Here is a 12661-nt window from a genome sequence, read left to right as displayed (position 1 = left end):
TGCCAAAAACACCTTATTCCTGTACTTTAGGATGCTCTTAATGATGGGAGTATCCTTGTATACTGTAAGGGTAGTGTTGGATACACTCGGTGTTGTAGATTATGGTTTGTACAATGTCGTGGGGGGAATCGTCATTATGTTTTCGTTTTTAAGCGGAACGATGTCATCTGCGTCACAACGTTTTTTTGCGTTTGAGCTTGGGCGTAAGAATCATGACGCTTTGCGGAAGACCTTTAGTATGACCATGATAATTTATGGAATTATTGCGGTACTGATTTTGATTTTAGCGGAGACGATTGGTTTGTGGTTTCTAAATAACAAAATGATTATTCCCGCGGATAGGTTAGAAGCAGTACAATGGGTCTATCAGTTCTCTATTCTGTCTTTTATGATGACGATGATCACCATTCCGTATAATGCAGTGATTATTGCCCGTGAAAGAATGAGGGTCTATGCATACGTTAGTATTATAGAGGCAGTATTAAAGCTGTTAATAGTTTACTTGTTGGTACTCTTTTCTTTAGATAAGCTGAAGTTGTATGCTGTATTGATGTTTGTGGTTACTACCCTGATTACGTTGATTTATCGCATGTATTGTTTACGCAGATTTCACGAATGCAAGTTCTATTTTTACTGGGATAAAAGACTTTTTAAGGAAATTATTGGTTATTCTGGATGGAATTTATTTGGAGCTATTGCTAGTATATTCAATAATCATGGTATTAATATTATATTAAACTTGTTTTTTGGGCCAACGGTCAATACTGCCCGAGCGATAGCATATAGGATCAATAGTACAATGAGTCAGTTTGTGTTAAATTTTATGACAGCCAGCCGTCCTCAGATTACTAAATATTATGCAACGGGAGAAAAAGATAAGATGTTAGCGCTTGTCTTTCAGACTTCTAAATTCTGCTTTATTCTTATGTTTATGTTGTCCATACCCTTGCTACTTGAAACTAATTTTGTTCTTGAGGTCTGGCTAAAACAAGTACCAGAATATGTGGTGTTGTTTACACGTTTAATCATTGTTGCAACTTTAATTGATTCGCTTTCTTACCCCTTAACTACTGCTGCTCTTGCAACTGGAGAAATAAAGATATATCAATTGGTAGTTGGAGGAATATTGATTTTGGTGCTCCCTATATCTTACATGTTCTTGAAGTTAGGATTTCCCCCACAATCTGTTTTCTATTTAGCGATTGTTGGTTCTGTCATAGCTATGGCACTTCGGTTAGTGATGTTGCGGAAAATGGTCGCGTTGAATATAACACGATACTTTCTTCAGGTCGTAATTCCAATCCTGTTAGTACTTGTTCCGTCATATATTGTTCCACTTTTTGTAATTCAGGAAATACAGGCTGGATTACTTCGTTTTTTTGTAACCACATTGGTAGGATTGGCTAGTTCGGTCTTGTCCGTTTATCTTTTTGCGCTTAGTAAGGATGAGAAAAGATTTGTTGTCAATTTTATAGGTAATAAAGTAAATGCAATAATGACATTGATCAAGAGGTAGCACAAGTATTAATTAGAGATTTTGTTTTAATTAAACTAAGGTTAAAGATGAAAGATTTAAAAGATGTTGTAGAAGGAGGGCTTTGTTTGGGATGTGGTTTGTGTACCATTAATCCAGATAAGCGAGATACAGCTGTTAAAATAGACTATAAAAATAATTGTGGACACATTGTACCAGTAGATTTCGATTTGCTATCTCCCAATACAAAAGCGGGTTTTGAGATCTGTCCCGGCAAGGGGTATGATATTAACTCTCGTGCAAAAGATTATGAATTAGGACCATATTTCCACTTAGATTTGGGACATTATGATCAACTGGCAGTAGTTAGTGGAGTTGGGTCTTTATACCAAAAAAATGCATCCTCAAGTGGTATTATGATTGCTATAGCACAATATTTAATTGAGAGGAAGCTCGTAGATAAGGCTATTGTTACGAAATTCACATACGGAGACCGTGGTGTACAAACAAAAACTTATGCAAGTAATAATTTAGTTGAATTACTAGACTCCCAAGGATCCAAATATTGTCCGGTAGATTTGAGTGAACTCATAGAAGATTTAAAAACTAATCGTTCTAACGAATCCTATGTATTTATTGGTACTCCATGTCAGATCGCTGGTTTGCGAAAAATGCAAGATAGTGTATGCGATTTAAATATTAAATATTTCATTGGGAATTTTTGTGGAGGGTTTAAAAGTTTTAATAATTTAAGAAGATTGATTTCAATGCATGGAATTAAACCACAAAATGTTGACTTTTTTCGCTTTAGAGGTGGTGGGCAGCCAGGATCTATGGAAATAAGATCGGAAGCCAAAAAAGTGAATGTTGCCTATCCAGAATATGTAAAAACAACCGGATATTCAAAGTTGAAGCGATGTCATTTATGTGTAGATGCTACGGCAGAACTAGCAGATTTTGCCTGTGGTGATGCTTGGTTGAAAGAGTATGAAGGAAAAGAACCAACTTCAATCGTTATGACTAGAAATAACCACGCGACGGAGATATTAAATAATATGGAACGCGAGAAAGGCATCACTGTTGGAAATATTTCAGAAGAAAATGTTATTAAATCGCAAAAGGGAAATATTTCGACAAAGAAATATAGACAACGAGGGAGAATGAAGCTATATAACATTCTCGGAATTAAGACGCCTTTTTTAAAAGAAGGGTTTCATATAAACAATAAGATTAATCTAAAGCTTGAACTGAATGTTTTATTTGGTCATAAGGTCAAGTTCATCGCTGAGAAATTAGGTGTGTTTAAATTATTTTATTACAGAAAAGGTATTCTAAGAAAGATTATGTTTCGAATATTTAAGGATAATTATAATTGATATGAAATATTGGTGGGTGGTATTTTTGTTATTAATTTATACAAACTTTTTTGGTGCTACGAATATTAATAATACTATTTTATTAGGATCTCTTTTACCATTTGTCTGGCTAACGAGAGATCAGAATGCTTATTTTAGACCATTTATAGTCCTAGTATTTGCATGTTTGTTTCTAAGTTTTATTTCTTGTAACTATTATAGAGGACAGAGTATATTTCTTACTTTTCGATCGTCCGCACAATATTTTTATTTATTGTTTTATTTCCTGTTAATTTATTTTAAACCTACGCTAAAAACAATGAATCATGCAATTTTGTGGCTTACAGTCATATTTTGCTTTTGTTATTTGTTGCAATATATAATCTATCCAACAGTCTTATTCAGGGGGGCACAGGAAGACTTTAGTCATGATGTTCGTATAAGACTTGCGGGCCAAGGTATCGTATCATTAGGTTTCTTTTTAAGTCTCAATAGATTATTGGTAACTGATCGACTAAAACTAAAATATCTTGCGATAATGTCGGCATGTGTGGGCGTTATGATTCTAATGGGATTTAGAACCGTATTACTTGCACTTTTGATTATCAGTTTTGTTATGGTGATTACTATAAAGGGCTTCAATTTTAGATTGACTTTATACTTGCTCGGATTTTTAATAATAGGTGGTTTTTTCTCGCAAATGCCTTTTGTTCAGGATAAGATCCAAGCTATGCAGGAACGGCAGGAAACTGATAATATGTCAAATGATAATTATATTCGAGTTCTTCAACTTGAATATTACTTGAATGAACATTTTAAAGATTCAAAGGAATTTGTCTTTGGTTCAGGTATTCCAGCTCTTAATGACAATGGTAATTATTCAAAATACATGAATATCCTATTAGATAGTGGATTAACTTGGGTAGATTTTGGGCTTTTTAGTATAAGTTGGTTAATTGGAATACCAACTGTGTTAATGATGATTTGGTACAGTATTATGTGCGTATCAAAGAGAGTATCAGTGAACAATAGATTTCTGGGTTTTTGGTTTTTATTTCTTTTGCTGATCTCTTTTACAACGGCAGAGTTTTTTAGATCAGGGAATTTCGTTATTCAATCGGTTGTATTCTATTATATCGAGTTAGCAAACAAAAGTTATTTATTTAGTATGTATGAAAAAAGAAGTAAAGGTAGGTATACTTACATACCATCGGGCACATAATTACGGCGCGGTTCTTCAGGCATTTGCTTTGAAAGCTTTTATTGAAAGTAACGTGTCCGTCATAATTGTTGATTATTGGCCAGAATACCATAGCAAAGAATATAAAATGTGGGATTCTCGATTCAAGAACAAGTCGTTTGTTGGTAAGGCGAAATATCTTGTTAAATATCTCATTACTTGGAGATTAACTAAAAAAAGATTTCTTGCTTTTGAATATTTTATTAACAAATTTTTATTAAACTATCCTAAAGACTCGAGGACTTTTAAGACGGGGGAGGAAATAATAAATAACTGTAATATCTACATATACGGTAGTGATCAGATTTGGCGTAGTTTGGATAAAGGAGGTGTTACTTTTGATAATGTCTATTATGGAGATTATCCATTCACTACCCATGAAAAGAAAATAGCTTATGCTGGAAGTATGGGAACTATATTGTACAACAAGGAGGCAAAAAATAATTTTATACAAAAGCTGAGTAATTTCAATGAAATCTCGATAAGAGACAAAAGCCTTAAAGACTTCTTGGAAACGTTTAGTCAGAGGGAATTTACACATGTTTTCGACCCAATATTTCTGTTGGATAAGGAAACATGGGTCAAGCGCTTCGGTTTGCTTAACGATAAGCAGACAGCTCCTTATCTCTTAGTGTATAATCTTTTGGAGAATAAGCAAGTTACCGATTTAGCTGAGAAGATCGCAGAGCAGAAAGGATTAAAGGTGATAGAAATAGTTGGCACGATAAGATTATTTAGAGATAAAAATAGATTTCAACAAACTGCTGGACCGTTGGAATTCTTACAACTAATTTATAATTCGTCGTTTGTTGTTGCTTCTTCATTTCATGGCGTTGCTTTTTCTATTTTATTCAATAAGGAATTCTGTGCTAGTAGTATGGGGTTAAAAGCGAACAGGGTTTTAGATATGTTAGAGGATCTTCAGCTCTCGGATAGATATGTTTCCGAATATCAGATAAATCAAGTAATGAAACCGATAAATTACAATTTAGTAAATATTTTGATATCAAAAAAACGAGATCTTTCTAGAGATTTTCTTAAAAAAGCCGTATTTGATGAAGCTTAATCGACAACTTACAGTTCTATTTTTAGTTTTTGATACAAAAATGTATGGTTCGAATATCGCACTCAAAAACTTAATAAATGATTTGCATGATAACTATACGGTTCGACCAATCGTTGTGTATCGAAAAGAAGGCGAGTTTGTTAGATGGTTAGAAAAAAACGGAATCGAAAATTATCAACATAATTTTGGCTTTGCTATTTACCCTAAAATTAGAAGCCTTTTTGATATTGTTTTATTTATACCTCGTATATTTAATTTAATGCGAATGAGAGGCGAACGAGAATTGATTAAACTCGTAAAAGATGTTTCTCCTGATATAATCCATACGAACGTAGGTCCAATTCATGTGGGAAGTGTTATTGCCAGAAAGCTTAATATACCCCACGTTTGGCATATAAGAGAATATCAAATAGCAGATTATAGATATTTCCCTTTTCCATCAAAACAGTCGTTTTCTTCTAAGTTGCAACATTCCCATTGTATTTCAATATCAAAGGATCTTTTCAATTATTTTGATATGGATGACGCATATGGAAAGGTTATCTATGATGGTGTAATGTCTGAAGATTTTACTCCGCACGATATACAAAAGAAAAAGCAACTTTTATATGTAGGACGCATTTTAAAAACGAAGGGGATTGAAGATTTACTTAACAGCTTTGTCCGAACCTCTGATACAGATCCGGAATACGAACTTTATATCGCTGGAGAAGGAGATAAGAAATATGTAGAAAGCTTAAAGAATTTAGTGAAAGTAAATAAATTGGAAGATCGCATTAAATTTCTGGGGTATCGTTCGGATCGCTATAAACTAATGGCTCAAGCCTCTGCATTAATAGTACCTTCATATAAGGAAGGTTTTGGCTTTATTACAGTTGAAGCAATGTTCAATAAGTGCTTGGTTATCGGGAGGAATTCTGGAGGTACACAGGAAATCCTTGCAAACCGCGGTTTAGGGATATTATTTAATGATAACCAAGAACTTGATCAGGCTCTGCGAGATGTAATGACGCATGGTTCCTCGTATTATGTAAAGCAAGTAAAAAAAGCATATAAATATGCAAAATCGAACTTTACAACTCAGAATCATTCGACAAATATATATAATCACTATCTGAAAATATTAAAGAATTATGAAGGATATTAAACCCCAAATAATAGCATTTTATTTGCCTCAATTTCACCCAGTTAAGGAAAATGACGAGTGGTGGGGAAAAGGTTTTACTGAATGGACAAATGTCGGTAAAGCTAGAAAATATTACCGAGGACATTATCAGCCTAGAATACCAGCAGATTTGGGATACTATGACCTACGGATTGAAGATGTGCGTGTTCAGCAAGCAGAATTAGCAAGGGAGGCGGGTGTTTCGGCGTTTTGTTATTGGCATTATTGGTTCGGCAATGGTGACCAATTGTTAGAACAGCCGTTGAGAGAAGTTGTCGAAAGTGGTAATCCTGATTTTCCGTTTTGTCTTGGGTGGGCAAATCATGATTGGTCGAAAAAGGATTGGAATGTCGATGCGAATAGATTGTCCGTGTCTTTATTAAAAAAGCAATTATACCCGGGAGTAGACGATTACAAGCAGCATTTCTATACCATGCTGCCCACATTTAAAGATAGAAGATATTATAAAGTAAAGGGACGTTTGCTATTTTATATTTACGACTTGTCTTCTATTCCGAATTTTGGAGAATTTAAAGAAATTTGGAATAAGCTGGCAGCAGAAAACGGACTTCCTGCATTTTATTTTGTAGCAAATCTGACGGATAGTGCTAAACTAAAGGATGATCCATATACACAATGCGATGGTATAAATCTCAACTTAAAAAATAATGCTTTTCTAGGTAACTATAACCGTTACGTGAGGTGGATTTCTTATTTTTCTCCTATACCAATTAACGTCGTACAATATCGAAAAGCTATGAAAACGTGGCTTTCAGATAAATTTAAAGAAAAAACGGTATACCCTACAATAATTCCCAATTGGGATCATAGTCCAAGGGTTGGTAAAGCTGGAACCATATTGCATAACTCTACTCCGGATTTATTTGAGGAACATGTAGTACAAATTTTGGATTCCGTTAGAGAAAAAGACAACGATGACCAGTTAATCTTTCTTAAATCTTGGAATGAATGGGCGGAGGGAAATTATATGGAGCCCGATTTGAAATTCGGAAAAGGGTATATAAAAGCGTTGAAAAATGCGATAAACAAATTCGTAAAATAGCAGGAATATTATGTCAGATACAGAACGCCCTTATTTTTCCGTAGTCATCCCGTTGTACAACCGGGAAAACCTTATCCAAAATACGATACAATCGGTGTTGGATCAGGATACAGAAAAGACCTTTGAGGTTATCGTTGTCGATGATGGTTCGAAGGACGAATCTGCAAAAAAGGTCGCAGAAATGCAAGACCCGAGAATCCGTTATATTTATCAAGAAAATGCAGGGGCGAATGTGGCACGCAATCACGGTGTCGAAGTCGCCTTGGGAAAATATGTTGCTTTCCTAGATTCTGATGATGTGTTTATGAACGATCATCTCTCCACGTCAGCCGCGGTATTACTTAATGATCCTGATACGGTGGTGTACGCGAAAATAGTAGTCGACCGTGGAGAAGGTAATACCTTTTTAAAGCCACCTAGAGGTATCAAAGAAGATGAACATATGTCTGATTATCTTTTTAGGCATAAAGGTTTTTTGCAGACATCTACATTAGTATTACCAACCGAATTAGCTCGTAAAGTACGATTTGATGATGAGTTACCTTTTGGGCAAGATATGGATTTTGCGGTGAGGTTGGCTGCAGCGGGAGCATCTTTTTTTATGAAAGAAAAGCCTTCCGTGATATGGAGGGATGTTTTTGATGTTAATAGAATATCCTCGAAATCACGACCTGATATACGCGAGAAATGGGTGGAAAGTGTAAAACCTTTGCTGACAAAAAAAGCATACTTAGCGTATAGAGGTTGGTTTGTGGCGAAAGCTTATGCCCAGCAGGGAAGGTATGGAAAGGCATTTGTAAGATATGTTCCGGCTCTGTTAAGCAATAGTTACGGTATAAAGCACGCATTAATTGTAGGATTTCAAGTGTTTTTTCCACAAAAGCTATACAGGAAATTAGCCGATAAATATATATCTAAAAAAAGTAAATAATATTGCTAAAACATACTATAGAAATGGTTTTCGACAATTATCTTAAAAAATATCATAACGATTTGGTAGGCTTTTGGCTTCATGATGAACAAATCCCTAATAGACCTATTCAGGATTTTTGTGATATGATATACAGCCTTCATTTAATAGGTAGATTAAATGAAATAAAAATAGAATCCTGTAATGCATTTGTTGAGGAATTAGAACGCTATGATCTTCCTGGTTGGCAAAGTTTAGAAGTAACCGATAAAAAAGAAAAATTGTCTGTACATAATTTTGCTTATTTGCTGGGGACATTGAATATAATTAAACTGTATAATATCGATTTATACCCAAGATTGTTTGTCAAAAGAAAACTTAACATTGGAGAGCTTATAGATGAGAAAAAATTTCTGCCAAAATATCCAGCGTGGTTATCTCATCACAATTGGCGGGTAAGTCATTGGATCGGTGGTATTCCTTCTATACTTTTTTCTTTAGGGGATTCTTCACTTGAACAGGCAGGATATTTTAGGAGTACCGCAAAATCTGTTTTGAAGGTCATAAATACACAATTACTCTCTCAATCAACTGGATTGATTAAGCTTTATAAGATAGAATTATTTCAGCAAATATTCAAGAAGTTCTATAAGCTAAGACACGACCCGGAATTGGGTGATTTAGGAGGTGTCGCGCATATATTGTGGATTAATCATTTTACCGACCAAAAATATGTTGGTAACGATTGGTTGCTTAATGAGTCTATCAGGCTGTTTAAAAAGCATACGCCGTTTATGGAAAAGGTACCGTATTGTCTAGATTTTGATATTGTGCAAATTGCAAGAACAGCCTTTGCTAATGATAGTAAGATTGATCTAAACGGGTTAAAAGATAGGGCGACTCAAATGATGGACGATATAGAATCATTTTATAAAAATGCCAATCTTGAGGGGTATACATTGCATAAAGTACCAGGTGCATTGGCCACCTATCATGAGTGTGCCTTAATTTTAGAAAAAGACAAATTGGAAAATCTTGAAATGAAAACAATAGATATCATTAAAGATGCTTATTGGCTATAAAACTTATCCCAACAGCTTTAATTTCCGTGAATTACGGAATCCACTAACTACCAAATAGATTAAAAATGAAAACAATTCGATTTTGTGGGACAGAGTTAGTTTGTCTTTCCAAAGATGAGTTCGCTGCTTTTGCTATCGATATTTCTCATCGATTTAATAAAATTATTTCTTTTTCATTGAATGGAGAGAGTCTTGCTAAATTTCATAATGATGCAGATTTCAGAACGCTATTTTTAAATGCTGACTATGTGCATGCAGATGGTATGTCGATCGTAAGTGCATCGAAGAAATTGAGCAAAGAAGCCCTGCCTGAACGTATAGCGACTACAGACTGGTTTCATAATGTGGCCGAACAATCTGAGGAAAGTGGCGAGTCTCATTATTTTTTAGGTGGTGATGAGCTTACAATACAAAAAACAATAGGTAACGTTCGTAAACTATATCCCAACCTTAAGATTGCAGGTTATAGGAACGGATATTTTTCTGAAGCTGATCAACAGGAAGTTCTAAATGATATAAATAGTGCCCGACCCAATTTTGTATGGGTGGGACTAGGAAGACCAAAGCAGGAGCGATTTTCGTTGCTTATTAGAGATAACTGTGAAGTAGGATTAATAAAAACGTGTGGAGGTTTGTTTGATTTTTTATCCGGTAACAATAAGAGAGCACCTGTTTTGATGCAGAAATTGGGGTTAGAATGGTTGTATCGTTTGTCATTGGAGCCTAAAAGGCTATTTAGACGATATTTCGTTACAAATTGCCAATGCCTGATTATTTTTTCGAAATATTACTTCATTAAAAAGAGACCTGCCTAAAATTATGAAAAAGACTATTTTAGTAACCGGTGGAGCCGGTTTTATTGGTTCGCATGTGGTGCGTGAGTTTGTTAACAAGTATCCGCAATATCAGGTCATCAATCTGGATGCACTCACCTATGCCGGTAACCTTGAGAACCTACGAGATGTCGAAGATGCACCCAACTATACCTTTATAAAGGCAGATATTACTGACGCGACACATATATCGAATATCTTCCGCGAATACCAGCCGGACGGGGTTATTCATCTCGCCGCGGAATCTCACGTAGATCGTTCCATTACCGATCCGAGTGCATTTGTTATGACAAACGTGATCGGTACAGTAAATCTGCTGAATGCTGCGCGTGAAATCTGGAAGGAGAGCTACGAAGGTAAACGCTTTCACCATGTTTCTACCGATGAAGTTTACGGCGCATTAGGTGAGACCGGTCTGTTTACGGAAGAGACGAAGTATGATCCACACTCACCCTACTCGGCATCCAAAGCATCTTCCGACCATTTTGTAAGAGCTTATCATGATACTTATGGGTTGCCCATTGTACTGACCAACTGCTCGAATAATTATGGGCCAAATCACTTTCCAGAAAAGCTGATCCCACTCTGTATCCACAATATACTGAATAACAAGCCGCTCCCGATCTATGGAGACGGCAAATATACGCGGGACTGGCTCTACGTGATCGACCATGCAAAGGCCATTGACCTGGTGTTCCATAAAGGAAGAAATGGTGAAGCATATAATGTGGGAGGCTTTAACGAATGGCAGAATATTGATCTGGTGAAAGAACTGTGCAGGCAGATGGATGGAAAGTTGGGACGCCCGGAAGGCACGTCTGCAGAGCTGATTACGTTCGTGAAAGACAGGCCGGGGCATGATGTCCGCTATGCCATCGATGCGACAAAGATCAATCAAGAGCTGGGCTATCAGCCTTCGGTGACCTTTGAAGAGGGACTGTCCAAGACCATAGACTGGTTTTTGGGTAATCAGGAATGGCTGGATAGGGTGACCTCAGGCGATTATCAACAGTATTACGAAAAGCAATATAGCAAGTAAATAAAGGAAATGAAAATAACGGAAACAGCACTAAAAGACTGCTATATATTGGAGCCGGCTGTATTTGGAGATAGCAGAGGCTACTTCTTTGAAAGTTTCAATGCGCGCATCTTCAACGAGCTTACCAATACACAAACAGTTTTTGTACAGGACAATCAGTCATATTCAACGAAAGGTGTTCTGAGGGGGCTACATGCACAGGCAGGAGAAAGTGCGCAGGCCAAACTGGTCAGAGTACTGCAAGGAACAGTACTGGATGTGGCGGTTGACGCTCGGTCGGAATCGCCGACTTTCGGACAGCATGTAGCCGTGGAGCTTTCGGCAGAAAATCAACGACAGCTATTTGTGCCAAGGGGATTTCTGCACGGATTTGTCGTACTGAGCGAGACGGCAACCTTTTTTTATAAATGTGATAACTTTTACAATAAGGCGTCGGAATGTGGGGTAAAGTTTGACGACCCTGCCCTGGGGATTGACTGGGGGCTTCCACACGATGAACTGCTGATCTCCGACAAGGATCAGGTATTACCCAGTTTCAAGGACGTATTTGGCGGTTAAACAGATAGAAAGATGAAGATATTAGTAACAGGTGCATCCGGTCAGCTCGGTTCGGAAATCCGGGATCAGCACGAGAAATATACAGCAGATACTTTTGTGTTTGTGGACATACAGGAGATGCCCTTAGATGATATACAGAGGGTCACTGTCGTGCTGGACGAACAGCAGCCTGATGTTATCGTTAGTGCGGGTGCATATACGGCAGTAGATAAAGCGGAGTCGGAGCCCGAACTGGTGGACAGGATCAACCACTTGGCTGTAGCCGCTATGGCAGATTGGGCAAAAGAGAATGGAAAGAGGTTGGTGCATGTATCGACCGATTATGTCTTTCAAGGTAACAGTAGTACGCCTTTAAAGGAGGGTGAACCTACCGATCCGATCAACGTATACGGTTTAACAAAAGAAAAAGGTGAACAAGCGATCATCCGATCAGGAGCCGATGCGGTGGTTATCCGCACGGCATGGGTTTATTCTAGCTATGGAGCAAACTTCGTGAAAACGATGATTCGCCTGATGACCGACAGGGATTCAATCGGGGTTATCGCCGACCAGATCGGTTCACCGACCTATGCAAAAGATCTGGCTACCGCGATCTTGACCATCGTGCACAGCGATAAATGGGAAAAGGGTATCTACCACTTTTCAAATGAGGGAGAGATTTCATGGTATGATTTCGCCATCGCTATCCAGGAACTCCAAGGGCTGAACTGTGAGATAAATGCGATTGCGACCGACCAGTACCCAACACCGGCCAAGAGACCGAAATATTCATTACTGGATAAAAGTAAGATCAGGCAACAGTTTGGTTTAAATGTACCTTTCTGGAAGGATAGCCTCAAGGAGATGTTATATAAGTTGAACACTGAAAATAAATAA

12 protein-coding genes are annotated in these 12661 nt (G+C 37.0%); all 12 read left to right on the top strand.

The features are described from left to right. Positions 1–73: 73 nt before the first annotated feature. Positions 74–1516: an MATE family efflux transporter gene (locus EWE74_RS16655; protein ID WP_206365284.1), complete on the top strand. Its 1443-nt coding sequence runs from the start codon at positions 74–76 to the stop codon at positions 1514–1516. A 47-nt stretch (positions 1517–1563) separates the two neighbouring features. Further along, entirely contained in the window at positions 1564–2850 is a 1287-nt protein-coding gene (locus EWE74_RS16650) for a Coenzyme F420 hydrogenase/dehydrogenase, beta subunit C-terminal domain (protein ID WP_130142782.1), read from the top strand. A 298-nt stretch (positions 2851–3148) separates the two neighbouring features. After that, entirely contained in the window at positions 3149–4051 is a 903-nt protein-coding gene (locus EWE74_RS16645) for a hypothetical protein (protein ID WP_130142781.1), read from the top strand. Beyond that, the gene (locus EWE74_RS16640) at positions 4002–5135 is read left to right on the top strand and encodes a polysaccharide pyruvyl transferase family protein (RefSeq protein WP_130142780.1); all 1134 of its coding nucleotides are present in this window, start codon (positions 4002–4004) and stop codon (positions 5133–5135) included. The genes EWE74_RS16645 and EWE74_RS16640 overlap by 50 nt, the downstream gene beginning before the upstream one ends. Beyond that, the gene (locus tag EWE74_RS16635; protein WP_130142779.1) at positions 5125–6282 is read left to right on the top strand and encodes a glycosyltransferase; all 1158 of its coding nucleotides are present in this window, start codon (positions 5125–5127) and stop codon (positions 6280–6282) included. Before EWE74_RS16640 ends, EWE74_RS16635 begins: the two co-directional genes overlap by 11 nt. Beyond that, on the top strand, positions 6269–7363 hold the full coding sequence (locus EWE74_RS16630; protein WP_130142778.1) for a glycosyltransferase WbsX family protein: 1095 nt from the start codon (positions 6269–6271) through the stop codon (positions 7361–7363). The genes EWE74_RS16635 and EWE74_RS16630 overlap by 14 nt, the downstream gene beginning before the upstream one ends. A 10-nt stretch (positions 7364–7373) precedes the next feature. Further along, entirely contained in the window at positions 7374–8294 is a 921-nt protein-coding gene (locus EWE74_RS16625) for a glycosyltransferase family 2 protein (protein WP_130142777.1), read from the top strand. A 23-nt stretch (positions 8295–8317) separates the two neighbouring features. Then, the gene (locus tag EWE74_RS16620) at positions 8318–9355 is read left to right on the top strand and encodes a hypothetical protein (protein ID WP_130142776.1); all 1038 of its coding nucleotides are present in this window, start codon (positions 8318–8320) and stop codon (positions 9353–9355) included. Positions 9356–9420: 65 nt separating this feature from the next. Then, the gene (locus EWE74_RS16615; protein ID WP_130142775.1) at positions 9421–10170 is read left to right on the top strand and encodes a WecB/TagA/CpsF family glycosyltransferase; all 750 of its coding nucleotides are present in this window, start codon (positions 9421–9423) and stop codon (positions 10168–10170) included. 4 nt (positions 10171–10174) lie between these two features. Next, entirely contained in the window at positions 10175–11227 is a 1053-nt protein-coding gene (rfbB, locus tag EWE74_RS16610; protein ID WP_130142774.1) for a dTDP-glucose 4,6-dehydratase, read from the top strand. A gap of 9 nt (positions 11228–11236) precedes the next feature. Beyond that, a complete protein-coding gene (gene rfbC / locus EWE74_RS16605) occupies positions 11237–11785 on the top strand; it encodes a dTDP-4-dehydrorhamnose 3,5-epimerase (protein WP_130142773.1) in 549 nt (182 codons plus the stop codon). Between the two features lie 12 nt (positions 11786–11797). Further along, positions 11798–12661, top strand: coding sequence for a dTDP-4-dehydrorhamnose reductase (gene rfbD / locus EWE74_RS16600; RefSeq protein ID WP_130142772.1), 864 nt, complete (start codon positions 11798–11800; stop codon positions 12659–12661).

The sequence above is a fragment of the Sphingobacterium corticibacterium genome (assembly GCF_004208525.1).
GTDB lineage: Bacteria > Bacteroidota > Bacteroidia > Sphingobacteriales > Sphingobacteriaceae > Sphingobacterium > Sphingobacterium corticibacterium.
The sequence above is the reverse complement of the archived record's forward strand: the minus strand, read 5'-3'. Positions and strand labels throughout refer to the sequence as shown.